19 protein-coding genes are annotated in these 26,406 nt (G+C 38.1%); 9 read left to right on the top strand and 10 right to left on the bottom strand.

Annotation, left to right across the window (positions count from 1 at the left end):
- Nucleotides 1–69: 69 nt before the first annotated feature.
- The 4 genes from CLV94_RS03120 to CLV94_RS03105 all read right to left on the bottom strand — a co-directional run bounded on the left by CLV94_RS03120 (nucleotide 70) and on the right by CLV94_RS03105 (nucleotide 3,912).
- The gene (locus CLV94_RS03120) at nucleotides 70–348 is read right to left on the bottom strand and encodes an HU family DNA-binding protein (RefSeq protein ID WP_056069491.1); all 279 of its coding nucleotides are present in this window, start codon (nucleotides 346–348) and stop codon (nucleotides 70–72) included.
- 178 nt (nucleotides 349–526) lie between these two features.
- Nucleotides 527–1,474: a methionyl-tRNA formyltransferase gene (gene fmt, locus CLV94_RS03115; RefSeq protein WP_121374988.1), complete on the bottom strand. Its 948-nt coding sequence runs from the start codon at nucleotides 1,472–1,474 to the stop codon at nucleotides 527–529.
- A gap of 1 nt (nucleotide 1,475) precedes the next feature.
- Entirely contained in the window at nucleotides 1,476–3,368 is a 1,893-nt protein-coding gene (locus CLV94_RS03110; RefSeq protein WP_121374987.1) for a RecQ family ATP-dependent DNA helicase, read from the bottom strand.
- A gap of 4 nt (nucleotides 3,369–3,372) precedes the next feature.
- Nucleotides 3,373–3,912 (bottom strand): AAA family ATPase, encoded by a 540-nt coding sequence (locus CLV94_RS03105; RefSeq protein ID WP_121374986.1) that lies wholly within the window; start codon nucleotides 3,910–3,912, stop codon nucleotides 3,373–3,375.
- 195 nt (nucleotides 3,913–4,107) lie between these two features.
- Between CLV94_RS03105 and CLV94_RS03100 the strand changes: the two genes are divergently transcribed.
- The 3 genes from CLV94_RS03100 to murA all read left to right on the top strand — a co-directional run bounded on the left by CLV94_RS03100 (nucleotide 4,108) and on the right by murA (nucleotide 6,489).
- On the top strand, nucleotides 4,108–4,392 hold the full coding sequence (locus tag CLV94_RS03100) for a DUF493 family protein (RefSeq protein WP_121374985.1): 285 nt from the start codon (nucleotides 4,108–4,110) through the stop codon (nucleotides 4,390–4,392).
- 17 nt (nucleotides 4,393–4,409) lie between these two features.
- Nucleotides 4,410–5,114: a DUF4290 domain-containing protein gene (locus CLV94_RS03095; protein WP_121374984.1), complete on the top strand. Its 705-nt coding sequence runs from the start codon at nucleotides 4,410–4,412 to the stop codon at nucleotides 5,112–5,114.
- A gap of 67 nt (nucleotides 5,115–5,181) precedes the next feature.
- The gene (gene murA, locus CLV94_RS03090) at nucleotides 5,182–6,489 is read left to right on the top strand and encodes a UDP-N-acetylglucosamine 1-carboxyvinyltransferase (protein WP_121374983.1); all 1,308 of its coding nucleotides are present in this window, start codon (nucleotides 5,182–5,184) and stop codon (nucleotides 6,487–6,489) included.
- Between the two features lie 56 nt (nucleotides 6,490–6,545).
- Here murA and CLV94_RS03085 read toward each other — a convergent pair whose 3' ends face one another.
- From CLV94_RS03085 to CLV94_RS03075, 3 genes are all read right to left on the bottom strand, one after another.
- Entirely contained in the window at nucleotides 6,546–9,014 is a 2,469-nt protein-coding gene (locus CLV94_RS03085; protein ID WP_121374982.1) for a DUF5686 and carboxypeptidase regulatory-like domain-containing protein, read from the bottom strand.
- A gap of 93 nt (nucleotides 9,015–9,107) precedes the next feature.
- Complete coding sequence (gene aroQ / locus CLV94_RS03080) at nucleotides 9,108–9,521, bottom strand: type II 3-dehydroquinate dehydratase (RefSeq protein ID WP_121374981.1); 414 nt, start codon at nucleotides 9,519–9,521, stop codon at nucleotides 9,108–9,110.
- Nucleotides 9,522–9,629: 108 nt separating this feature from the next.
- Nucleotides 9,630–10,166 carry a porin family protein gene (locus CLV94_RS03075; protein ID WP_121374980.1) on the bottom strand — a complete coding sequence of 179 codons (537 nt, stop codon included), beginning with the start codon at nucleotides 10,164–10,166 and terminating at the stop codon, nucleotides 9,630–9,632.
- Nucleotides 10,167–10,365: 199 nt separating this feature from the next.
- On the opposite strand from CLV94_RS03075, the gene CLV94_RS03070 reads away from it, so the two are divergent.
- The 3 genes from CLV94_RS03070 to CLV94_RS03060 all read left to right on the top strand — a co-directional run bounded on the left by CLV94_RS03070 (nucleotide 10,366) and on the right by CLV94_RS03060 (nucleotide 12,801).
- On the top strand, nucleotides 10,366–10,899 hold the full coding sequence (locus tag CLV94_RS03070) for a hypothetical protein (RefSeq protein WP_121374979.1): 534 nt from the start codon (nucleotides 10,366–10,368) through the stop codon (nucleotides 10,897–10,899).
- 223 nt (nucleotides 10,900–11,122) lie between these two features.
- Nucleotides 11,123–11,725 carry an OmpW family outer membrane protein gene (locus CLV94_RS03065; RefSeq protein WP_121374978.1) on the top strand — a complete coding sequence of 201 codons (603 nt, stop codon included), beginning with the start codon at nucleotides 11,123–11,125 and terminating at the stop codon, nucleotides 11,723–11,725.
- Nucleotides 11,726–11,853: 128 nt separating this feature from the next.
- Nucleotides 11,854–12,801 carry an ABC transporter ATP-binding protein gene (locus CLV94_RS03060; protein ID WP_121374977.1) on the top strand — a complete coding sequence of 316 codons (948 nt, stop codon included), beginning with the start codon at nucleotides 11,854–11,856 and terminating at the stop codon, nucleotides 12,799–12,801.
- Nucleotides 12,802–12,858: 57 nt separating this feature from the next.
- On the opposite strand, the gene CLV94_RS03055 is transcribed toward CLV94_RS03060, so the two are convergent.
- A complete protein-coding gene (locus CLV94_RS03055) occupies nucleotides 12,859–15,267 on the bottom strand; it encodes a S9 family peptidase (protein ID WP_121374976.1) in 2,409 nt (802 codons plus the stop codon).
- A gap of 213 nt (nucleotides 15,268–15,480) precedes the next feature.
- Here CLV94_RS03055 and CLV94_RS03050 point away from each other — a divergent pair, with 213 nt between their 5' ends.
- Both CLV94_RS03050 and CLV94_RS03045 read left to right on the top strand, forming a co-directional pair.
- The gene (locus CLV94_RS03050; protein WP_121374975.1) at nucleotides 15,481–16,491 is read left to right on the top strand and encodes a 3-oxoacyl-ACP synthase III family protein; all 1,011 of its coding nucleotides are present in this window, start codon (nucleotides 15,481–15,483) and stop codon (nucleotides 16,489–16,491) included.
- 102 nt (nucleotides 16,492–16,593) lie between these two features.
- Nucleotides 16,594–17,091: a L,D-transpeptidase family protein gene (locus CLV94_RS03045; protein WP_121374974.1), complete on the top strand. Its 498-nt coding sequence runs from the start codon at nucleotides 16,594–16,596 to the stop codon at nucleotides 17,089–17,091.
- An 89-nt stretch (nucleotides 17,092–17,180) separates the two neighbouring features.
- On the opposite strand, the gene CLV94_RS03040 is transcribed toward CLV94_RS03045, so the two are convergent.
- Both CLV94_RS03040 and CLV94_RS03035 read right to left on the bottom strand, forming a co-directional pair.
- A complete protein-coding gene (locus CLV94_RS03040; protein ID WP_121374973.1) occupies nucleotides 17,181–19,601 on the bottom strand; it encodes a TonB-dependent receptor in 2,421 nt (806 codons plus the stop codon).
- Between the two features lie 246 nt (nucleotides 19,602–19,847).
- The gene (locus CLV94_RS03035; protein WP_121374972.1) at nucleotides 19,848–24,017 is read right to left on the bottom strand and encodes a T9SS type B sorting domain-containing protein; all 4,170 of its coding nucleotides are present in this window, start codon (nucleotides 24,015–24,017) and stop codon (nucleotides 19,848–19,850) included.
- Nucleotides 24,018–24,606: 589 nt separating this feature from the next.
- On the opposite strand from CLV94_RS03035, the gene argS reads away from it, so the two are divergent.
- Nucleotides 24,607–26,385, top strand: a complete 1,779-nt coding sequence (argS, locus tag CLV94_RS03025; RefSeq protein ID WP_121374970.1) for an arginine--tRNA ligase — start codon at nucleotides 24,607–24,609, stop codon at nucleotides 26,383–26,385.
- The last annotated feature ends 21 nt before the right edge of the window (nucleotides 26,386–26,406 follow it).

Raw genomic sequence — 26,406 nt, 5'->3', positions numbered from 1 at the left:
ATTAATTCGATGAATTGCATAAAAAAAGCCCTCCAAATGGAAGGCTTTGATTTATATCGGGACAAAAAACTATTTAGAGTTAACTGATCCTTCTAATTCAGCACCAGCTTTGAATTTTACTACATTTTTTGCAGCAATTTTGATAGTTTTTCCAGTTTGAGGATTTCTTCCTTCTCTTGCAGCTCTAGAAGATACTGACCAAGATCCAAATCCTACTAAAGATACTCTGCCACCTTTTTTCAAAGTACCACCTACGTTATTTAAAAAAGACTCTAAAGCTAGTTTTGCAGCTGCTTTAGAAATTCCTGCGTCAGCAGCGATAGCATCGATTAATTCTGATTTGTTCATAATAATAGTTTTAATTGTTGGTTAAACATTATGTTAATTATAACAAATTTAATAGGATTTCCTTACTGGGCAAGACATTTCGAGTGTTTTTCACCGATTTGTTGATAACTTGGGGCTTTTGTTAATAAAACCGACTTGTTTTTCTCGAAATCGCTGTCAAATCAGTGTTTATGCGGGATTAGAAAGCTTTTGCCTCGCCTCCAAAACTAATACCGTTTAATAGTTCGGCTGTTTTTAGATTTTTCTTTCCCGGAAATTGCAATTGTAGTATTTCAATATAACCGTCACTAACTGCAACTTTCATTTCTTTTTTAGTCGTAATGATTTTTCCGATAGTTTCTGTGTGATCTTGTTGTGAAAAACGTGCTTCGTATATTTTTACATTCCATTCTTGGTCCTTGTCGCTAAAAAAGCTCCATGCTGCAGGATAGGGAGAAAGGCCACGAATTAGATTGTGAATTTCTTTTCCAGATTTGGTCCAGTCAATTTTGCAATTGTCTTTATTTAATTTGTAAGCTGTTTTGATATCATCTGTATCTTTTTGTATGGTAGTTGCTGCTTTGTCATTTTCAATCAGATGTAAAGTATCAATTACGGTCTTGCTACCCAAATCCATCAACTTATCATGGAGAATTCCTGCATTTTCGTCTGGAGTAATTTCTATTTCCGTGCTCAAAATCATTGCTCCGGTATCAATTTTATCATCGATGAAGAATGTAGTTACGCCAGTTTTGGTTTCTCCGTTTATGATGGCCCAATTTATAGGAGCTGCACCACGATAATTAGGCAAGAGCGAAGCATGAAGGTTGAATGTTCCTAATTTAGGCATTTCCCAAACCACTTTCGGGAGCATTCGAAAGGCAACCACAACCTGAAGATTCGCATTTAAGTTTTTTAATTCTTCAAGGAAAGTTTCGTCTTTTAGATTTGTCGGCTGTAATAATTTTAAGTTTTTTTCTAGTGCATATTCTTTTACAGCCGAATATTTTAGCTTCTGGCCGCGGCCCGCTGGCTTATCGGCAGCAGTGATTACTCCAACGACTTCAAAATTATTTTTAAGTATTGTGTCCAGAATTCCAACTGCAAATTCTGGTGTTCCCATAAAAATGATGCGTAATTTTTCCATTCTATTTCAAGGTGTATTTATTGTTTGGCAAGAGTTCGATCTTGTTCGTTTCTAATAGTTGTTTCAGTGCAAAGATAATGGCATCGTCGGGAAATTTAGAATACATTTGGATTTCTCTTGAACTCATCGGACTGGTTTGCAACAATCCCAAGATTTTTTCTGCAATAGAAGAAAGAGGACTCGGTGTTTTGTCTTGTTTGATACAGAAGGAACAGATACCGCAGTTTTGGCTGTCTTTTTCGCCGAAATAACTCAAGAGCTGACGGCTTTTGCAGGATTTGTCATTAGTTACATAGTCTAAAACTGCCTCCAGCTGGGCTTTTTTCAAATTATTTTGATTTTCCAGGTATTTTGAGACGCGGTTGATCGTCCTATCGTCTTCGCGAACTTCATTGAAGGTAATCGTAGAATCATTGCTTTTGGCGTGGTACTCGATGATTTGTCTTTCTTGCAATTTCTGCAATACAGCGGCGACTTGGTTTTCTTTGCTGCCTGATTTTTTTGCGATTAGGGAAATGTTTATAGGAGTAACAACTTCGTAAATGCCAGGATAGGTGCGCAACATCGCCAGAATGATTTCTTCGTCTTGCGGATTCAGGCTTGTGTAACGGATTACTTCTTTGGATTCTATGATAAATTGTACGGTTACTTTTTCTGAAAATTCCTGTGAAAGCGTAATAATTCCTTGCCTGTCCAAAAATTGCAAGCCGTTAAAGGTTTTCAAGATTGGAAATCCGTATTGGACGCAGAACTGGTTGATGTTGAAAGAAAATTGCTCGTCAATTCCTTCGCCATAGGCAATTTGGAAAAAGTTGCACAATTTTACATACATCTCATTCAAGAATTTCTTGTCGGGAAGATTATTCAAGATCTGGTTTTCGGAATATTGCACGTCAGAAGGGCTGTTCAGCAAAACGGCAAAAGCCTTTTCTCCGTTTCTGCCGCCGCGTCCTGCTTCTTGATAATAATTTTCAAGATTTTCTGGCAATTGGATGTGGACTACTGTTTTTACATTTGCCTTGTCGATTCCCATGCCGAAAGCATTTGTCGCAACAATAGCTTGGACATCTTCGTCCATCCAGAGCCTCATGTTTTTTTCTTTTTCCCTGCTATGGAGGCCGCCGTGATAAAACGTAGCTTTGATTCCTAAAGCTTCTAGCTGCGAAGCCGTATCAAGGCAGGCTTTTCTATTTCTGACATAAATAATAGAAGGCTGCGGATTCTTTTTCAGTATTTGTTCTAGTCGGTAAAGCTTGTCTTCCACATTAAAAACCATATACGCCAAATTTTCTCTCGCAAAAGACTTCTTGAAAATAGCAGGATTTTCTAATCCCAGCTGGATAATAACATCTTCTTTTACGCGCTCGGTTGCCGTTGCTGTCAAGGCCAAGAAAGGAATCTTTGGAAAATGGGTCTTTAGAGAAGCGATTTTAAGATAGGCTGGACGAAAATCATGTCCCCATTGCGAAACGCAATGCGCCTCATCTATTGCGATAAGATTAATCGGCAGATTTTTGATGCGGTCCATAATCCAATCCGCCTGCAATCGCTCTGGCGACAGGTATAAGAATTTATAATTTCCGTAGAGGCAATTGTCTAAAAGATCGCTGATTTCATCAGTAGAAATGCCTCCAGTCAAAGCAATTGCTTTGATGCCTATCTTTTGAAGATTGGCCGTCTGGTCTTTCATTAAGGCAATCAACGGTGAAATTACGAGGCAGATTCCATTACGCATCATGGCAGGAATCTGGAAGCAGATGGATTTTCCACCGCCAGTAGGCATTAGGGCAAACGTATCGCATCCGCTCAAGACCGAAGCTATGATTTCAGCCTGTGGCGTTCTGAACGAATCGTGTTTCCAATATTTTTGAAGAATCGATAGCGCTTCTTGCATATTTCTAGTTCGAAAGATGCCCTAAGATAAAAAGAATTCTGTTATCTACCGTGTCTTTTGGAACTTCAATCAAGGAATAGCCATAACTTTCGTAGGTTTCCTTCAAGTGTTTGTAGATCAAAGTAGCTTGTTCGTAATTTTCATACCGCGCATCGTCGCTTTCATAAATGGCTTCCCATGGCGGCAGGATAAAGATTTTTGTGTATTTGTGCTCACGACAGGCTTCGTCGAAAAAAGCAGGATAGGCATCGCCGATATAGTGCATGTAGGCCAATACATCTGGAATGCCGCGGTCGATAAAAACTACAGGGCTTTTTTCTTTTAAGGCCTGGTGGTATTGTTTTTTTCTTCCTTCCAAAAGCAATTCGCTGAAAAGCAATGGATTTTCGAGGAACAATTGCTCAATTCCTTGTTTTTTGGCTTCCAGCGTTATTTCTCGTGAAATTTCAGGAAAACAGCAGTGTCCGCGTTCCAGCAAACCATCGATGATGGTCGTCTTGCCAGTTCCCGGGCCGCCGATAATTACAACAATATCTTTTTGCACTTTTTGAAAATAAGGCGCAAATTTACTTAAAGATTTTTAGATACTAAAGCGAATTTAGTTTTTTTAAAAGCGCTTGGTTTGGATGGCTTGATGTTTTATGCGAATGGCGAATGTTCTCATTTCATATTAAATTAATTTCATAATTCTTAAATCTAAAATCAATACCGTATATTTGCTTTTATTTTAATTTTGAAGATGGATAAGAAGACCCAGGAATTTTATGAAAGGCTGAAAGTAGAATTGGATGATGCAAATGTCTGGCCGGCAGAATATCTTTTTAAATTCATAGTGCCTACAGATAAAGAAAAGGTTGATGCGGTAGAAAATGCTTTTAATGCTATGGGTGCCGTAATCAATACCACGCAGTCGAAAACAGGAAAATTTACAAGTATTTCTGTAAATGTAAGAATGAAAAGCTCACAGAGCATCATTGATAAATATTTAGAGGTTTCCACTATAGAAGGGATTATCTCGCTTTAAAGCTTCACGACAATTTTATGTACATAAAAGAAAACCCGCACGACATCGTTCATCATTTGGAGTACAATGCCGAAAGACCGCATTTGATTATTCCGGAATACGGACGCCATTTGCAGAAACTGATCGACCAGGCCACTGTAATCGAAGACAAGAATGAGCGAAACAAAGCCGCAAAATATATTATTGCCGTGATGGGAAGCTTGAATCCGCATTTGCGGGATGTTCCAGATTTCCAGCACAAGCTTTGGGACCAGATTTTTATCATGTCTGATTTTAAATTAGATGTCGATTCTCCGTATCCGGTACCGTCGAGAGAAATGCTGCAGCAGAAGCCGGATCGCTTGAAATATCCGCAAAATTTCCCGAAATATAGATTCTACGGAAACAACATCAAATACATGATTGATGTCGCCAACAAATGGGAAGAAGGCGAATTGAAAAGCGCGCTGATCAAGGTTATTGCCAATCACATGAAAAAGTCTTACCTGAGCTGGAACAAGGATACGGTGAAAGATGACGTTATTTTTGAACATTTATACGAGCTGTCAAACGGCAGAATCAATTTGAAGGCAAGTTCGGAAGAATTGCTCAATTCTACAGATTTGATGCGCACGAACAAAAAAATGTCGAATAAAAACCAGCCGCTACCGCAAAAAGCAAAGCCTAAGAACAACAACGGCAAGCAAAACAATCAGAACAAAAACAACAATAGGAAACCTTAACGTTTTGAGTTATAAATTGTAAAATATACACTTATACTCATAATCGATAAACTCATAATTTTAAAAAATGGAAACTTTCAAGATTGAAGGTGGCGTTCCTTTAAAAGGAGAAATTACGCCACAAGGAGCGAAAAACGAAGCATTACAGATTTTATGCGCTGTATTGCTGACTCCGGAAAAAGTAACGATAAACAATATTCCGGATATTATCGATGTCAATAAACTGATTACTTTATTGAAAAATCTTGGAGTCAAAATCGAAAAGATCGGAAAAGGATCTTATACTTTCCTTTCTGATGAAGTGAACATGGCTTATTTAGAGTCGGAAGCTTTCAAAAAAGAAGGAAGCTCGCTTCGTGGTTCCATTATGATTGTCGGTCCGCTTTTAGCTCGTTTCGGAAAAGGATACATTCCAAAACCAGGAGGAGACAAAATCGGAAGAAGAAGACTAGATACACATTTCGAAGGCTTTATCAATCTTGGAGCCTCATTTCGTTATAATAGAGAAGACCATTTCTATGGCGTTGAAGCGACTAAATTAATAGGAACTACAATGCTTCTTGACGAGGCTTCTGTTACAGGAACTGCCAATATCGTTATGGCAGCTGTTTTGGCAGAAGGAAAAACGTCGATTTACAATGCCGCTTGCGAGCCTTATTTACAGCAGCTCTGCAAAATGCTGAACTCTATGGGGGCTAAAATTACCGGAGTTGGCTCGAACTTGTTAGAAATTGAAGGTGTTGAATCGTTAAAAGGTTGTACGCACACAATTCTTCCAGACATGATCGAAATTGGTTCTTGGATTGGATTGGCAGCGATGACGCGTAGCGAAATCACCATTAAGAATGTAAGCTGGGAAAATCTTGGAGTGATTCCTGGAACTTTCAGAAAGCTTGGAATTACGCTAGAAAAAAGAGGCGATGATATTTATATTCCGGCTCATACAGAAGGTTATGAAATACAAAATTATATCGATGGTTCTATCTTGACAATTTCAGATGCTCCATGGCCAGGTTTTACTCCTGACTTGTTGAGTATTGTTTTGGTTGTGGCGACACAAGCGAGAGGAAGTGTTCTGATTCACCAAAAAATGTTTGAAAGCCGTCTGTTCTTCGTAGATAAATTAATTGATATGGGAGCAAAAATCATTCTTTGCGACCCACATAGAGCTGTTGTTATCGGACATGATTTCAAATCGCAATTAAAAGCGACGACTATGTCATCTCCAGATATCCGTGCCGGAATCTCTTTATTGATCGCTGCGCTTTCTGCAAAAGGAGTAAGCAAAATCCAAAACATCGAACAAATCCACAGAGGATACGAAAATATAGAGGAACGATTGAAAGCTCTAGGAGCCAAAATCGTAACCGAATAATTTCTCTAAATACTATTAAAAAAGGCGTTTCAATCGAAACGCCTTTTTGTTTGTTGTTATTCTAGAATGTTCAAGAATTTCAGTCCGAAGATGACACCGTCGCCTTGGAATCCGTTTTGGTAAGAACGTACATAATCCACACGAAGCATCCTGAATTTTCCAAAACCAAGATTGTCTAATCCAACTGTAAACTCTGAATAAGGTTTTACGTCTGGAATTGCAATAGCATGATATCCGACCACAAGATTTGATTTCAGCTTGTTTAGTAATGGAATCTTATTCATGATATAGCCTTTAAAGTTGTGCTCGGCATGCAACTCAATATAGGAATCATTCGTGCTATGCGTATAATAAGGAAGAAGATTGAATACATTCAAATATCTGTCAGATTGCCCGATATGAGTCTGGTTTCCGTTAAAGTGTTTGTAATCTGCAAAAGAAATATTCTCAGCATTAAAGAACTTCCCTGCTTTCAGGTTAATGCAAAATTCTCCTTTATTTCCTAAAGTAACATCATATACTAGGCGCGCATGGACAGCATCGTATTCGTATTCTTTTTCGCTTCCTGCAAAAGCTTTTTCATAAGTTGCCGAAAGCACAGGATATTTGTCGTTTCTAAGGTTTAATTTTCCGTCAGGCCTAGAAATATATTCCTGTCCGAAATTAATTCGTGCCGTGATAGAAGCTTTTGCCAAGTTGTGCGTTTCGAAAATAGGCAGCGTATGCGCATCGGGAGCAAGAGGATTGTTTGAAGTATATTCTTTATCTCTTTTTATCATTACATAATCCGTATTGTTGAAAAGCGATTTTCTTCTAGAATATTCTGCGTTTCCGGTTAGCGTAAGACCATTTACGACTTCTTGCTGGTATCCGATTCGCCCGAAAGTCTTGTCGTATAACTTCATGTAGTTGTCCTTAAAGAATAAAGTGCTTACGGTATTCACGATACCGCTAATTGCAGTAGGATTGAATTGAGCAACTTCATTACCCGCAGCAGCGTAGAGATAGGAATTGGTCTGGTTGTTCAGTCGGGTTGAGAAATAACCAACAGCTCTTAGCTTTTCCTCAGCAAACCCATAATTCATTTTTACGCCAAATGTCGTATATGTATTTTCGTCTGGATTTCTTTTCATGAATGAAAAACCAGAATTCAGATTCCAGCCTTGAACTGTATTAAAAGTAGGGAACTCTAGAATTCCGTCGTATTTCAAAGACCAATTTTTATAGGAGTTTTTGTAAGTATAACCGGTAATTAGGTCGGGAATCTTAAATTTATTATCCTTTCTGTCGATCGAATCAAGATAGGTTTTCGATTTGCGTATCGTTTGTATGCTGTCTTTTTTGACATAGTCTTTTGTTTCTTCGTCTGTTAAAGGAACCGGACGCATCGCATCCCAAAAGGTATCATCTTTTTTATTCGCTTCTTTATCGATAGAAACAATTTCTTTGGTAAAAGTTTTCTTTTCAAATTCTTGCTTGAACTCATAGTTGCTGAAAGCATGCGTAAACTTTCCTGTGAACGTGATTCCGAAAAGCCCGGCATTAAACTCTAAGGTCTGCAAGCTTTTTGCCCATATTTTTGAATTGGAATTGTAGCTGAAGTTTTGCGTAAGATTCATCACATCTATAATAGGCTCCTGCATTCTATAGCCTTTGATATCAAGATCGACGGCATAAATAGCCCATGAATCTTCAACAATATAAATGTAGCCTTCAAAAACAGGCTCGCTGTCTCTTCTAGGAGTTACCTTAATCTTGTTGATGGTATTGTTGTTTTCGTCGATAAAAGTACCCTCCATTTTGAACTTGTAATAGTTAAAAGCATTGTTAGCAATCGGAGAGACCATATTAATATTGAAATCGATATAGTTTTCATAAAAATCATAATCGGTATTTCTGGCCGTATTGTAGCTGAATCCTTTGTCGTTTCCGCTTATTTTAGAAGCGATGATGTTTTCCTTTAGCTTGTCTGGCTTTTGGTAGGTAATTCTGGACACAGTTTCAGATAAATAAATAATTCCTGTTCCTGTAGAATCCAAGATGCCATCTTCGTCTACTTTCTGGCCTAAAATCTTTTTCGGTGCATCCTTTACTCTAAAAATACCGCGAGAATAAAAATCAGCATTGAATTTTGCCGTCATTTCCGAATTTTGCTTTTTAGAAGCTATCGCGCTTCGGATAATAGCATTGGCAGGGTTTTCTTTTGAATCAATAACAATTTCGGGAATCGAGATGTTTTCTTCGGCAAGAGTAACGTTCAAAACATGAGGAAATTTTTCTGCATTAACCGTTGTCTTTTGCGTCTTGTAACCTAAGTATTGGAAAACGACAATATATTTCCCTGGTGATTTTATATTTAGTTCATAAAACCCGAGCTCGTTAGAAGATGTTCCGTTATAAGTGTTTTCGATATATACGTTTACGGCCGGAAGTTCTTTTCCAGATTCGTCAGTAATTTTTCCCTTGATCTGCGAAAATCCACAAATAGAAAAGGCAAGTAGAAGTAGCGTAAAAAATTTTTTCATGCGGAGGATGTAATAGTTTAAGTTAATATACAATCATACGTGTAAATAAATAGACGAATTTATTTACAACATGGTTGCATGGCCAAAATTTTTTTAGAGAAAAGAGTTTATGGCCAGTTTGTAGCTTTCAAGTCCGAAGCCGATAATGATGCCTTTTGCATTTGGCGAAATATACGATTGGTGTCTGAAGGATTCTCTTGAAAAGGTATTGGAAATATGTACTTCGACTGTAGGAGTGCTAATCGCCTTTACAGCATCTCCAATTCCTACAGAGGTATGCGTGTATGCAGCCGCGTTGAGAATGATTCCATCAAAAGAGAAGCCTGTCTGATGAAGCTTATCAATAATCTCTCCTTCAATATTGCTTTGGAAATAATGAAGCTCAAGCGAAGGAAATTCAGCTTGAAGCGATGCGAAGTATTCCTCAAAGGTAGTATGTCCATAGACTTCGGGTTCGCGTTTTCCGAGCAGATTTAAGTTAGGGCCATTGATGATAATGATTCTCATGGAAGATGTTTTTGTAAAAATAGGAATTTCCAGTGTTTGTGAAATGATAAATAATAAAAAAACCGTTCTGCCTAAACAAAACGGTTTCTTTTTATTGAGAACTATTTTTTAAAAGAAGTATCCAAGAGATAATTGGAATACAGCATTTTTAACTTCGGCATCTTTTGAAGCTTCCGAAAGCCCGATAGTATATCTTGCCTGAGCAAAGAAGTTGTCTGTAATGTTAAGCCCTAAACCTCCCGCTGCTGCGAAATCAAAACTTTTGTTGTCAAAAGCTTCTTCTGCTTCGTCAATCAAGAAAGAGAACTGAGGACCTACTTCAAGGCTTAATTTTTCAGAAATAATGTAAAACTTTGCCAAAACAGGAACAGCCACATAATCTAAATTGAAATCGCCAACTCCATCTACATCCGCACCTTGAGAAGTGTATAAAAGCTCAGGTTGCAGTGAAAAATTTTGAAAAAGTTTTATTTCTGCAGCTGCACCAGCATGAAAGCTTGTTCTGCCGCTGTAGTCGATACCGTCGACGCCTCCGTTAAAGTTGGCAAAGTTAACGCCTCCTTTAATACCAAATTTTAAAAGTTGTGCATCAGCATTTGTTGCTCCTGCAATGATTAAAATTGCAGCTACGATAAGTTTTTTCATAATAAATTTTTTAAGGTGGTTTAAAGTTTTTCTACTTGCTTCTATGGACAAATTTAGCCATGTTTTTTTGAGATAAATTTAAATTTAGGAAATTATTAATATTTTTTTTCTTAAAATTAAGTTAATTAAAAAAATGAACGTAAGTTGATTCGTATTATTTTTTTTTTACATTTGTTCATAATTTTAAAACTAAACAAACATGAAAAAAATTATTTTAACAGTAGCGGCAGTATTTGCTTTCGGATTCGCAAATGCTCAAGACGCTAAAAGTACAGCTAACGCTGGACAAACTGCAAAAGGAAAATGGTTGATTGAAGCAAACACTGGATTTGGTGCTGCTCATTCTGCTGATACTTCTTTTGGTTTAAACTCTGTGGACGGTGAGACTACATGGTCTTTGGGTGCTGAAGGTGGTTATTTCATCATGGATGATTTGGCTATCAAAGCTGGTTTAGGTTATGTTGATTTAGGAGACGATGTTTCTGCATTCTCTTACAAAATTGGCGCTAAATACTATATCATTAGCCAAATCCCAGTACAACTTGATTACTCTGGTGCTTCTGTTAAAGATGCAGATGAAAATCCATCTTACCTAGGAATCCAAGGTGGTTATGCAATCTTCTTAGGTCAAAACGTATCTATCGAGCCAGGTTTGAGATTCAACAAAAGCTTAAACGAAGATTTCTTTGATGATGTTTTCCAAGTAAGAATTGGTTTTGCTTTGCACTTCTAAGAATAAATTAGATTACATAAAAAAAAGGCTTCCTATTGGGAAGCTTTTTTAGTTTTACAATTATTTATTCTTGGTGCTTTTTTAGTTACGATGTTGATTATCAGAAAATAAAGTAAAATAAGGGTGTTGCGAGCGAATTTAATGCCAATGAAAAAAATAACACGTAAGTTGTTTCGTGTTATTTTTTTTATACATTTGCGCCGTTATTTAAAACTAAACAAACATGAAGAAAATTATTTTAACAGTAGCTGCAGTATTCGCTTTCGGATTTGCTAACGCTCAAGAAGAAACTACTGAAGGGTTTAAAAAAGGTGATGTATTCATCTCAGGAGCTGTAGGTTTTGGTTCAACTAAAACTGGAGATTTCAAAACTAGTGATTTCATCATCGCTCCAAGCGCTGGTTATTTCGTAACTGAAAACATCGCTATTGGTGTTGCATTAGGGTATGAGTCATCAAAAATTGAATTTGGTGGAGATGATGCTAAAAACAACACATTTTCTGTAGGTGCTTTTGGTAGATACTATTTTACACCAGCTTCTAAATTTTCTTTCTTCGGACAGTTGGGTGTAAACTACAACAGCTACGATAATGAGTTTGATCTTGAAGCAGAAGAGCTTGGAGAATTCAAAGGTGACGGTTTTGGCGTTGCTCTAGCTCCAGGTGTTAACTATTTCATCACTAAAAACTTGTCATTAGAAGCTACTTTCGGAATCTTAGGTTTCGAAACTACTAAACCAGATGCTGACGGTGCTGAAAAAACGAATTCTTTTGATTTCGGTCTTGACACAAGAGACATCAGATTAGGATTGGTTTACAAATTCTAATTAAAAAATTAGATTACATAAAAAAGGCCTCCCATTGGGAGGCTTTTTCTTTTCTCAATATCTTTAAAAGTTTCCATTTCTGTTGCAGTCAAACTTTGTAACTTTGCATTCTTCAATCAAGACCATACATGTTATCAGTTCAAAATATTTCTTTCGGTTATTCCGAGAAACAAGTCATACAGAATATCAGTTTTACAATCCCAAAAGGACAAAACATTGCAGTAATCGGCGAAAGCGGTTGCGGAAAGAGCACGCTTTTGAAATTAATCTACGGTCTTTATGATTTAGATGAAGGCGAGATTTTTTATAATGAGACCCAAATTTTAGGCCCAAAATTTAATCTGATTCCAGGAGAAGATTATATAAAATACTTAGCACAAGATTTCGATCTCATGCCTTATATAACGGTAGAAGAGAATGTCGGCAAATACCTCTCCAACGTCCATAAGGAAGAAAAGGCGCAGCGCGTCGCAGACCTGCTCGCCATGGTTGAAATGTCTGATTATGCTAAGGTAAAAGCAAAATATTTAAGCGGAGGCCAGCAACAGAGGGTAGCGCTGGCACGCGTTTTAGCATTAGAGCCGGAAGTTCTGTTATTGGACGAACCTTTCAGCCATATTGATAATTTTAGAAAAAATGCGCTCAGAAGAAATCTTTTTGCCTACTTGAAGAGAAAGGGCATAATCTGTATTGTTGCCACACACGATAGCGCTGATGCGCTTTCTTTTGCCGATGAGACTATCGTGATGCAAAAAGGAAAAATGCTTGAAAAGGCACCTTCAAAAGAATTATATTTTAATCCTATTAATAAATATGTGGCCTCGCTTTTTGGAGAGGTCAACGAGATTGCTGTCGATGATGAAGAGGGAACGACGACTACGTTGCTTTTGTATCCGCATCAGTTGAAGGTAGCCCAATCCGGTTTTATTCAAGTTCAAGTAAAGCAATCTTTTTTTAAAGGAAATAGGTATCTTATTAAGGCTGTTCTTGAAAAACAAGTCATTTTTTTCGAACACAATACTGCTTTAGAAAACGAAACATTGGTTTTCTTAGAAGTAAACAATAAAGTGCTTTAAAATAAAAATCCCGAAATCAGATTTCGGGATTTTTTAATGTAGTTCCTAAGAACAGTATTAGTTTTTCAAGTGTTTCTCTAAGAATTGGTCTTGCTCCCAAAGTAGGTGCAGGATATTTTCTTTGGCAGCATATCCGTGGCTTTCTTTTGGCAATAATACCATTCTAACAGGTGCTCCAAGTCCTTTTAATGCTTGGAAATAGCGTTCTGTCTGCAACGTAAATGTTCCAGGGTTGTTGTCAGCATCTCCGTGAACTAACATCAATGGTGTTTTCATCTTTTCAGCATTCATGAAAGGCGACATCGTATTGTAAACCTCAGGAACTTCCCAATAGTTACGTTGCTCGCTTTGGAATCCGAATGGCGTAAGTGTTCTGTTGTAAGCACCACTACGTGCAATACCGCACGCAAATAAGTCAGAATGCGTCAATAAGTTTGCGGTCATAAACGCACCGTATGAATGACCTCCAACAGCAACTTTCTTGCGGTTAATGTAGCCCAATTTATCTACGGCGTCGATAGCTGCAGCGGCATTGTCTACCAATTGAGTAATGAACGTATCGTTTGGTTCAGTTGTTCCTTCTCCTACAATCGGGAAAGAAGCATCATCCAAGACAACATAGCCTTTTGTTACCCAGTATACAAAAGAACCGTAATTCGGGAACGTAAATTCGTTTGAATTCTGAGCGCTTTGTCCCGCACTGTTTTTGTCTTTGTATTCTTCTGGATATGCCCAGATCAACAAAGGAAGCTTTTCTTTCTTCTTCATATCATATCCGACAGGAAGGTATAAGGTTCCAGAAAGTTCAACGCCATCTTTTCTTTTGTATTTGATGACTTCTTTGTGAACATTCTTGATGCTTTCAAATGGATTTTTGAAATCCGTAATCTGTGTCAGTTGATTTTTCTTTTTGATATTTCTGAAGTAATAGTTCGGATATTCGCTTTTTGACTGAATTTGAACCAAAACGTCGCCTTTTTTGAAATCTTCAATAGAAAAAATGCTTTCGACTTTATCTTTATAATTTGATTGATACAAACGTTTCGGTTTGAATGTCTTGATGTTGAATTCGTCGATAAAAGGGAACTGTCCGTCTTTTGTATGACCTTCTCCAATTAAGAAAGCATTGTCGTTTTCTAACGCCAGTACTTGTCTTCCGTATTGATTCTTTACAGTTTCAAAACTTCCCGGATCAGAATAAATATCTTGAGAATTTCTGTCGAAAATTACTTTTGGTGCCTGATTTGGATTCGACGGATTGATTAGATAGGTCTTCTCGTTTCTAGTATCATACCATTGGTCATATAAAATAGCAGTTGTGTTATTTCCCCAAACAATTCCTCCATAACGTTGTGCAGTCTTTGCTAAAGAAGTCGGATTTGAAGTAAAAGGAGCTTCCCATAAGAAAACTTCATCTCTAAAATCTACTTTGTTTGCAGGATCTCCGCCGTCTAATGCTTCTACGAAATAAAGTGTTGCAGGCGCATCACTTCTCCAGCTCATGCTTCTTTTTCCTTTTCTCGTAGCCATAAATCCTTTTGGCATAATTTCAGAAAGAGGCACTTCGTTGACTACTTTTATTTCTTTTCCGGTTTGGTCGTAAACTATGGATTTCATAGGGAAACGGCTCAAAGGAACGATATAAGAGAATGGTTTTTGAATAGTTGTGATCAAGATGTAATTTCCGTCAGGAGAAAAGCCTTCTCCAGCGTACAAATCGGCTTTTTTGAACAACGATGCCTTTCCGTTAAGATCGACTTTGTATAATTCTGAAGTTACCAAAGTTTCGAAATTCGTTTCGTCGGTCTTGTTTTTTAATAAATCTTGGTAGGTTCTGTTTTGTGATTTCGAACCGTCGCTTGTAGAAACCGTAGGCCCTTTTGGAAGGTCTTTTTTTGAATCGATCAAGGCAGGACGATTTTTCGGAAGCATTTTAACCAATAAGCTTTGGTTGTCTCTGTACCAGCTGAATGGTCCGCCCATGTTCGCATTTACAGTCGCGTCTGTCAATCGTGTTGCTTTCGCTGAAGCAATATCCAAAACCCATAATTCTACGCCCGTAGCTGTCGTATGTGAAAAAGCAATTTTCTTTTCGTCTGGCGACCATGCGATATTACTGATTTTTGGATTTTGCGGCAAGCCCGTCACTTGGATCTCATTCTTATCCTTAATTTTACGGACTTTGATATTATTGATGTAAGTAACAGTGCTTGAAATATTGGTAATCGGATTGATTCTCAAGCCGCCCAATCGTAATTCCTCCTGATTTAGTTCGTCCAGAGTCTTATAGGTGTTTCGGTACGAAAGAAGCATATATTCTTTTTTGGTATCCATAGTAACCGATGGAGCTCTTTCGTAATCTGCCAGCTCCAAAATTTCTTTGGAAGGCTTTTGGTAAGTAAGCTCTTCCTGCGAAAATCCGGACAGCCCGACAAGCAAGAAAAGCAAGGATAACTTTAATTTCATAGATTATGTGTTATAGTTGATGAATATTTGTCTAAAATAAGTCAAGGTTGTTACATACGCTAAAATATTTCGTTAATAATGCGGTTAATCTTGTTGAAATACCTTTCAATAAAAATGGTTGGATTGCTGATATCGAAATATTTACTAACTTGTGCAATAGATAATTCGCAGATGCGTAAATTTGCGGTCTGATTTTTAACGAAATAATAAAATATGTATCATTCAAAAATTGCAGGTTTAGGATATTATGTTCCTGAAAATAGAGTTACTAATGATGATTTGTCAAAAATAATTGACACGAATGATGAGTGGATTCAAGAACGTACTGGAATTCAAGAAAGACGCCACATCACAAAAGGCGACGGAAATACGACTACGACCATGGGCGTAAAAGCCGCTAAGATTGCGATCGAGCGTTCTGGAGTAGCAAAAGAAGATATCGATTTTGTAATTTTTGCGACCCTAAGTCCTGATTATTATTTTCCTGGGCCTGGCGTTTTAGTACAGCGAGATTTAGGACTGAATACTGTTGGCGCGTTAGATGTCAGAAATCAATGTTCTGGATTTGTATATGCATTGTCGATTGCCGACCAATACATCAAGACCGGAATGTATAAAAACATACTAATTATCGGTTCGGAAGTACATTCTACAGGATTGGACATGACAACCCGAGGTCGAGGTGTTTCCGTAATTTTTGGCGATGGGGCAGGAGCAGCGGTCCTATCAAGAGAAGAAGATTTGAGCAAAGGAATTTTATCTACGCATTTGCATTCTGAAGGCCAATACGCCGAAGAACTGATCGTAAAGGCACCAGGAATGGGCGGTCGCTGGGTTACTGATATTATTGCAGATAATGATCCGAATGACGAAAGTTATTTTCCATACATGAACGGACAATTTGTATTCAAAAATGCTGTAGTTCGTTTTAGCGAAGTAATCATGGAAGGCCTAAAAGCAAGCAATCTAGAAGTTTCTGATATCGATATGCTGATTCCGCATCAAGCAAATCTTCGAATTTCTCAATTCATTCAGCAAAAGTTTAAGCTGACTGACGATCAAGTTTATAATAACATCCAGAAATACGGAAATACTACTGCAGCTTCTATTCCGATTGCACTTACGGAAGCGTGGGAGCAAGGAAAAATTAAATCTGGCGATACTGTTGTTTTGGCCGCTTTCGGAAGTGGCTTTACATGGGGAAGCGCTGTGATTAAATGGTAGAATAAGGTGCTGAGAAGTTAAGGCGCTAAGGTTCTAAGTTTGAAAAGCTTTAAAGCCATAGTTCTTAGCTTCTCAGAGCCTCAAAACCTTAGCACCTCCACCATGATTTTCATAATAATCCTTCTTATTATCGCCGCCTATTATTTCTATCCCGAAAGCAAGCTGCCAAAAGGAAAAGAAATTGATCGGATTGAAGTCTTCAAATCGAAAAGAAGAATGAAGGTTTATTCCGAAGGCGTGCTTTTGAAAACGTATAGAATATCTTTAGGAAAGAATCCTGTCGGACATAAACAATTTGAAGGCGATTACAAGACGCCCGAAGGAATTTATAGTATTGACGGAAGGAATCCGAATAGCGCTTTTCATAAAAACCTAGGCATTTCTTATCCCAATGAAAATGATTTAGAGAAGGCAAAAAGGCTAGGGAAACCAGCTGGAGGCGATATAAAAATCCATGGACTTAGAAACGGAAGGGGCTATATTTCAAAATTCCACCGATGGAGAGACTGGACGGCTGGCTGTATAGCTGTGACAGATGCTGAAGTTGATGAATTGTACGATGCCGTAAAAATTGGAGCAGAGATACAGGTTTATCCATAAACAAGACTTTATAAAATAGAAAAACTCGGAGGCATCACTTCCGAGTTTTTCATTTCTAACCCAATATATAAAAACCTAAAAATTCATTTTTAGAACATTCCGCCGCCTTGTTTCGTGTTGTCTTCACGATACTTTCTTTGCAAAGCTCTGTTTTTACCACCTCCAAACATATAGTTGATTCCGAAGTAAAGACTTTGGCTTTCCCATCTGAAAACACCTGTGCTTGGATACGGATTACGGCTGTCAAAACCATATTCCATCATATTGAAAACGTCATTGAAACGAGCGCTGAAAGACAATTTGTTGTTTAGCATCGCATAACGGGCACCCATATCAATTTTGTACATTTCCCTGCTGTCGTTTTGGATTCCGTTTACGCCGCCTCTGTAGAAACCGAATAAAAGGAAGCTCAAGCTTTTTGTTGCTTTGAAATTGCTATTCATTCTTGCGTTGAAAGCAGAGGCATCAATTTCTCTTCTAACGAAATCAAATACATCGGTTGTTCCAGGTCGTAATACAGAAACCAAACCTTTTTGCGAAATGTTTGAGAAATCTATCGAAGGCTGAACATCCCACCATTTTGTAATTTTATAGTTCGCAGACAATTCAAATCCATACGCTGAATTGTTATCGAAGTTCGCCCAGCTCATGATCAAGTCGTTTGGATTGTCTGTAGTCTCATCAGAATACAAAACTCTGCTGATTTCATCATTGATCAATCGGTAGTAAACACCTCCGGTGAAAGAACCTTTTCCAAACATTTTTGTATAGTTCAATTCAACAGAATTTGTGAATTGAGGCTCTAGTTCTTGATTTCCTAAACCGGTAACCAATGGCGTAGAAAACTCCCTGATTGGTTTTGTTTGTTCCAAACTTGGTCTGTCAACACGACGGCTGTAGCTCAATTGGAACATGTTTTTCTCATCTAGATTGTATGTGAAATAAGCTGACGGATATACAGTCATGTAATCATCATCAAATTTTTTCAATCTTTGATCTGGATCTACGTTGTTGCTTTCCAGATTTGCTTTTACTTTATAGCTTTCAAAACGAGCTCCGATTTGGTAGCTGAATTTTTCGAACTTCTGACCAAAAGTAGCATAGGCTGAATAAATATCTACGTCATAATCATAATGGCTAATCGTAAAAGGAGAGATCGGATTTTGAGTATTGTAATCGTTTGTAGTTCTGATTATTCTTGCCTCAGCACCTAACTCTAAAGTCGATTTTTCATTTAATGGATTTACATAATCCAAGTTCAAAGTCGTGTTTTCTCTCTTGTCTACAATTTTGTCCGAATAAATTAGAGACTCAATTGGAGTTTCAAAAGTAGTCGTGTCAAAATTAGCATGCTGTGTCTGCTTGTAATCATTGTAGTTTCCTTCAAAATCTAAAGTATGGCCTTCTTTTGCGAATTTATGTTTGTACGCTAAATTATAAGCACCGCTATTGTTGTCTGTAAGATATTCTCCTAATTGCAATACATTTGGCTGATCACCGTTCAAGTATCGGATGTCGGTATTTACATGTCCTGTTCCGTCAGTTCCGTTTTGGTTGGTGTAGAAAGAAAGCGTATTGTTATCGTCGATATAATAATCCATACCAATTTTATACAAGTACGATTCATTGTCGTTTACAATATCCAGAATTTGCTGTGAGTTGTTGTCGAATCTTTGGATAAAACCGTCATTGTAGTATTTTCCGAAATTGCTACCCACGTTTCCGAAGAAATTTACTTTTCCAGTTCTGTAGTTCATATCCAAAGAGTTGTTGAATTTTGGCTCTTTGGCAAACGTAATTCCGGCATTCAAGCTTCCGTTAAAACCGTCATTTGAATTTTTATGCAATACGATGTTGATAATCCCAGACATACCTTCTGGATTGTATTTCGCACTTGGATTCGTAATCAGCTCAATCTTTTTGATAGAAGTTGAAGGAATCTGCTTTAGCAATTGAGCCGGATCCATGTTGGTCGGTCTTCCGTCAACTAAGACTCTAACGTTTTGATTTCCTCTCAAGGAAATTTTTCCGTCTTGGTCTACATTCACCGATGGAATATTGTTCATAATTTCTGAAGCTGTTGCTCCAGCTGTTGTCAAATCACGTCCAACGTTGATTACTTTTCGGTCGATTTTTTGCTCGATAGTAGAACGTTCCGCAATCACTTCTACGCCTTCAAGCTGTGTTGCTTCATCGGCAAGAGTAATTTTGTTCAGTGAGAAACCTTTTTGCCCAGAGGTAAGATCCGCTTTTCCGTTATACGGCTTGTAGCCGATAAATTGTATTTCTACATTGTAGTTTTTAGGAGCAAGTCCTTTTACTTCAAAGTCACCATTGTCATCCGTGATGCTTCCGGTGATGACAGTTTCGCCTTCTTTGACCGTTACGGTTGCATAAGAAATCGGCTGTCCTGCCTTGTCGGTTACTTTCCCTGAGATTGTAAGATTATTTTGCGCATGCAACGAAAGCATTGGCATAATAAGGCACAGAAAGAATAATTTTAGTTTCATTTAGCTTTTTTTGATTGATTTTGATGTTGCAAATGTATTTCTTTTTCTTGTAATATGTAATGCATAGTACTATTTTATACAAAAATTAACATCTTTTTATAAATTGGACAATTTTTTTGTTGCTTACTAGACTATTAAATTTAAAATATGTTACACTTTTTTTGATATTTAAAATCATTCCAAACAATAAAAAGGCTTCTAAAATAGAAGCCTTCTGATTAACTGAATGTTAGCTGTTACTGGTATTTATCGCTTCATGGCAAAATGTGCCCTGAATTCTTTTGTAGTACCATTTTCTAAATAGATAACCTTAAACCAATAATCGGTCGATGGCATTGGAGCATTGTTGTAGAAGCCATCCCAGCCTCCCGGTTGAGAAGGTTTTATCTGTTTCAGGAGCTTGCCGTAACGGTCAAAAATATAAATCACGGCTTCTGGCTGGTGCGATAAGTCCCAGATATTCCAATAATCATTATAGCCGTCGCCGTTTGGAGTGAAATATTTCGGATAGTTTATGACAAGAGCCACGATGGTAGTGCTTTCACATCCGTTGAGGTCATTTACTGTAATCGTATGTTCGCCCGAAGCAACATCCTCAAACACATTGCTTTCTTGGAAAGGCCCTCCGTCAAGTTGGTAGACGTAATTGCCGCCGACTCCGGTTGCTATGACCGTGATGCTCTGATTGTCTCCAAAGTTATTGTTAACGGTATAGGTTACAGTCGGTTTTTCTGAGCGTATGACTTCAACCGTAATCAGATTGGAAGAACATCCCGTTGCATTGCTCATTGCAATTACCGAATACGAACCAGGAGCTGTCGCTGTGTAGGAACTGCCTGTAGCGCCAGCAATCAGTACATTATTATTAAACCATTGGAAAGTATGCAACGATGTGCTGAGTCCGGTTTGGATGGTATGCGAGCTTACAAGCTGATTGGTTTCGCTGTTTATACAAACTGTTCCTCCTCGCGGACGCGGCTCTGGTACACGGTGCACGGTTATGCGAATCGGCATTATGGCATAACAGCGATCTGAAATCCTGCTTGAAATTCGCACATAAATGTTTTTTATTGCCGATGCTGTAACTGGATTTGTCCTAGTGAGCGCATTATTTTCGGATTCAAAATATTCGACGATATAATCTTCCGGCAGCTGGCTTCCTAATGCAAAATCTGAAAAAACAGTCAAGTCAACCGAGGTAAAACCGTCATTGACGGCATCATTGTCGCAAGCAATTTTTAAGTCTTCTGGAATAGGATTCACGACAGGAGTCGTAGCAATCGTAATTTCGAATAAATTGTCATCAGAACAAATTTCGCCGCGATTGTCTATTTCTGCATAAATATGTAAGGTTGTGGTTGTAGAGATTACATCACCAGCGTTTAGCATGGTTCCTTGGCCATTAGCTTCAGTAAAATAGTCACCTACAGTCAAAGCTGGAAGTAAATAACTGTCGCAGCTGATTACAGGATCTGGAGAATCGGCTTCGATTCCTACAATCGTAATCGTAAAGCTGTTTTCGGCGCTACATGGCGGTTCTGTGGTTGTCGTGGCATAAATATAGATAGTCTGGGTTTCAGAAATCACATCGCCAGCAGAAAGCATGGTTCCGTTTCCACCAGGTGCGGTATAATAGTTGCCTACAGCCAAAGGTGTCAGAGTATAAGGAGTACAAGTTGGACCGATGTCGGATCTGGAACTAATCTGAGGAATAGGATTGATGGTCACCATATAGCTTATCTCATTCGTACAGTTCTGTCCTGGTGTAATCGGCTTGTAAATATAGATTCTTTGGGTTGAAGTTATGGTCTGTCCAGCTAAAAGCATTGTTCCTGTTCCTCCCGGTGCTGTGTAATAATTTCCAACGGTAATTGCAGGTAATACATAACTGCCACAAATAGTAACATCGTTTGGTATTGCTGGGAATGGATCTGTAATGGTGACTTCAAAATGTATATTGTCTGTACAATTTGGCACTTCAGTTGTTGCCACATACACATAAATGGTCTGGGTTGTAGTGATTACTGTTCCGGCTGGAATTTGTGTGCCTGAACCCGCTGGTCCGGTGTAATAATTTCCGATTGGCAATGGTGGAAGCGTATAGCTGGAACAATTTTCAGCGTTGGGAGGCGTATCTATTCCAATGAATACGGTAAATGGCTTTTCATCTACACAGATATCATTTTGCACATACGCATAAATAGCCTGCGTAGTAGTAATTGTAGCTCCTCCTGGAATTATCGTTCCGGTTCCTCCCGGCTGAGTATAATAATTTCCAAAGGCTAGAGTAGGTAAGATATACGAATCGCAGTCAAATACCGAAACGATCTCAGGAAGTTTTTGGAAAGGAATTATTTCTACTTCAAAACTGCTGTCGACGATACAGAATGGTTCTTCTGGAAATCTGTAATATACATAAACTGTCTGCGTGCTTGTAATTTCAGTCCCGAAAGGTATCTGCGTGCCGTTTCCGCCGGGTTGAGTAAAATAGTTTCCGAATTCCAAACCTGGCAAAACATAACTTGTACAATGCCTTCCGTCTGGAGGAGTAAGTGATTCTGGATCAATAATCGTGATTCTAAAGCTGCTCTGGTTAGAACAATTTGGAATCCCGCCAGATTGGTTATAGATATAAATGGTTTGTGTTTCTGTAATAATATCACCCGGAAGCAATGGCGTTCCTGTGCCATCAGGCCCTGAAAAATAATTACCATTTGTCAAAGCAATCAATTCGTGCTGGTCACAAACGATTATGTTTTGAAGAATATCAACTACAGGCAAATTTTTGACAAAAATCTCAAAACTTGTAGTGTCGTAACAATCGGTATCGGTCTTGTTTTCGATTCTCACATAAATCGTTTGATTCCCTCCTGTAATATAATCTGCAGAAGGTAGCGGATTTGTGCCTGCTTGTGCGTTTTCTAAAGAAGTGTAATACAAAACATTATAAACAGAAGAAGGTAGTGCACCTAACACGGCTGTATCTTGCGATGCAAAGGTGAAATTTCCGTCTGTAGAATTTAAAGAAATGGCACATTCTATAATATCATCTGGCTCTGTAGCGGTTGGTGGCGTAATCAAAAGCAGGTCAAATGATTTTAGGGTTACACATCCGTTTGTGTCTGTGATTCTTACGTAGATGCTTTCGTTTCCAGCGCTCTGGCGGATAGCTGGCAGGATGTTTTCTCCACTACCAGCGTCTATTCGGTTCGCATGATACGAAACCGTCACGCCCGGATCGATCCCAGATAAAATAATCGGAGTGTTATAAGACAGGTCGAAATTATAAGTAGGCTGTCCTGTGTTGCATTTGTATAGCGGAACAGGGTCAGGAGTAATTAATTGTCGATAATATTCTACGATAATCGAATCTGTTACAGGAGCTTCACACGGAAACAATATATTATTATACGTAACGGTATAAGTGCCTGGATCGCTGATGCTAAGTTCGGCAACATTTCCTCCAACTGGCGCTCCGTCTTGTGTCCAAGCAAAAGAATAGGTGTCTGTGCTCAATCCTGTTGTTAGGATATGCGTTCCGCCTTGACAGATTGCGGTATTGTTTGCAATGGTCAGGTCTGGACCTAAGACGTCTTGTCCGATATTGAAACTGTCTGAAGAAAGAAAAATCGCAGAATCAGATTTATAGTCGGATCGATCAGCAATAACCAGTTTTATGTGATAAGGTGTATTTGGGATTAAGACTGATGCGGCTTGGAAAAGAACCGTCTGTCCGTTAAAATTGATGGCAGCGCCAGAAGCTTCAGAACCTCCATTGAACTTTCCAAAATATTCAGCATTTGCGGAAGCACAGCTCGAATTATATAAAAAATCACGTATGGTCAAAACCGAAATAGGTGTAGTCGTATTTGGAATCACGGCGAGATTTTCGGTCACGCCCGTATTTTGATTCGTGAGCAGGAAAGCAAACGCATCCGAAAAGCTACATTGTGAGTTGCCATATTCTTCAGACGCAAAAAGAAAATCTACGCTAAAATTTGACGAAATAGGAACAAAATCAAACTCAAGAACAGTAGCATTGACAGAATTCATTGTAATTCCTGCCGCAGCAAGCACATTCTCTAAATCCGTATCGCCTACCCACGCAGGAGTATTTCCGTCATTAAGAATCGAAGTATTAGGTCCAGGAGCATTATTGGCATCTCCTGTTGTCAAGACAACGCCGCTGCTGATTGGAAAATTTGGATTGGTATTTTGGAAATAACCGATTCCATTGCTGGAGCCAAAATTAGTTCCGGTTCGCCAAGAGATATTCGTTACTTCTGTGCAAGGGGAATTGATTAGAACGTCTGTTACAAGTTGTGGCACCGTGCGAGTTGAGGTATCGACAGTTATTGCCTGCGAATAGCCGAGTATTGGCAATAGAGCCAATAGAATCAATAGGTTTTTTTTCATATCAAAATTAATCAGGGCAAATCAATTTTTTGATACTTACTTAATAAAAATTGGGGCTTTTATTTGAAAGTTCTTAGCAAAGATAAAGATAAGCATCGACGAAATGCAAATTAATACGATGAAATGTAATGTTTTAGGGCTTTCTATATTATAAATCTTACAGATTTACATTTATAAGAAAGAAAATTCAATCGAATTTGTATTGTTTTGATTTTTCAAAAACAAATTATGATCTAGATAAATTTCTTATAATGTTAAATAGTGCTCTAGGCAACGCTCCCATTATTTTTAAACAGATGGCAAAAATAGGAAGCACTAAGTACGCCCATACAGGAAATTTGAATTTTGTGCTTACTCCACTTATAACATCTTTCCAACTAGCTAAATTTGTTGGTTAACATGACTTTTTTAGCCGTCAACAGGCCTGTTTATTTGAGACGAGCGGTTTTAAGTTTTGTTACTTGCCTGCTAAAAATAGAACTGGTTTTTCAGCCAAAGCAAAAAGAAAATCTATCTTTGATAAATGGAATTTCCTATTGCCTAAATTCAGACAGAATTAGTATCTTTGCACGCTTAAAAATTACTTAAAATGACATTATCTCAAATTCTTACACCGCAGATTGAAAAAGCTGTTTCCGCTTTGTTTGGAGTTACTATTGACAAAATAGAATTTCAGGCAACACGGAGAGAATTCGAAGGTGATATCACCATGGTGATTTTCCCGTTGCTGAAGCTTATCAAAAGTAATCCTGTGGAGCTTGGAAATAAAATCGGAACCTATCTTGTTGAAAATGTTGCAGAAGTCGAAAAATTCAATGTTGTTTCTGGATTTTTGAATATCGTGATTTCTGATAAATATTATCTGGATTTCTTCGCCAACACCAGAGGCATAGAAAACTTCGGTTTTGTGTCTCCAAAAGAAAATGAAAAAGCGATTTTGGTAGAATATTCTTCTCCAAATACCAATAAACCATTACATTTAGGCCATGTTCGTAATAATCTTTTGGGTTATTCGGTAGCCGAAATTATCAAGGCTTCGGGCAAAAAAGTATATAAAACGCAAATCATCAACGACAGAGGAATCCATATCTGCAAGTCGATGTTGGCCTGGGAGAAATTTGGCAACAATGAAACGCCGGAAACTTCTAAGATGAAAGGCGATAAGTTGGTCGGAAAATATTATGTCGAATTTGATAAAGCCTACAAAAGCCAGATCAATGAATTAATGCAGCAAGGCAAATCAGAAGATGAAGCCAAAAAGCAAGCGCCAATTATTGTAGAAGCTCAGGAAATGCTGCAAAAGTGGGAAGCCGGTGATGAACAAGTCATGAACCTTTGGAGAATGATGAACCAATGGGTGTATGCCGGATTTGCCGAAACCTATAAAAACCTAGGCGTTGATTTTGATTCGTATTATTACGAAAGCAATACCTATTTATTAGGAAAAGATGTCGTGGAACAAGGTTTGGAAAAAGGCGTTTTTTACAAAAAAACTGACGGTTCGGTTTGGATTGACCTGACAGAAGATGGTTTGGACGAAAAATTAGTTTTGCGTTCTGACGGTACTTCTGTTTATATGACGCAAGATATCGGAACTGCAATCCAGCGTGTGAAAGACCTTTCAGATGTTGGAGGTATGGTGTATACTGTTGGAAATGAGCAAGATTATCATTTTAAAGTGTTGTTTCTGATCTTAAAAAAACTCGGATACGATTGGGCCCAAAATCTTTTCCATTTATCGTATGGAATGGTTGACTTGCCTTCAGGAAAAATGAAAAGCCGTGAAGGAACCGTTGTGGATGCCGATGATTTGATGGAAGATATGACAGAAACGGCCAAATCAATTTCAGAAGAACTGGGCAAGCTCGATCATTATTCCGAAGAAGAAAAAGCCAAGCTTTATAAAACCATCGGATTAGGTGCTTTGAAATATTATATCTTAAAAGTAGATCCTAAAAAACGTATTCTGTTCAATCCCGAAGAATCTGTCGATTTTGCTGGAAATACAGGTCCGTTTATTCAATATACCTACGCTAGAATCCAGTCGATTATACGAAAAGCAGATTTTGACTATTTCAGCACCATGACTTCTATTTCTTTGCACGAAAAAGAAAAAGAACTGCTAAAGCAGATGGAAACTTTCCCAGAGATTATTCAAAATGCGGCACAGAATTTCAGCCCGGCATTGATTGCGAATTATACTTACGAACTCGTAAGAGAATACAATTCGTTTTATCAAGCCGTTCCGATTCTAGGCTCTGACAACTTTGATGAAAAGGTTTTCCGTGTCCAGCTGTCAAAAAAAGTAGCCGATATCATCGCTTCAGCATTTAGCCTTTTGGGAATTGATGTTCCTGAAAGAATGTAATTCCTAACTCATAATTATCGT

It is taken from the genome of Flavobacterium endophyticum, assembly GCF_003634455.1.
GTDB classification, from domain to species: Bacteria; Bacteroidota; Bacteroidia; order Flavobacteriales; family Flavobacteriaceae; genus Flavobacterium; species Flavobacterium endophyticum.
Note: the sequence above shows the minus strand (reverse complement) of the source record. Positions and strands in the feature narration are given on the sequence as shown.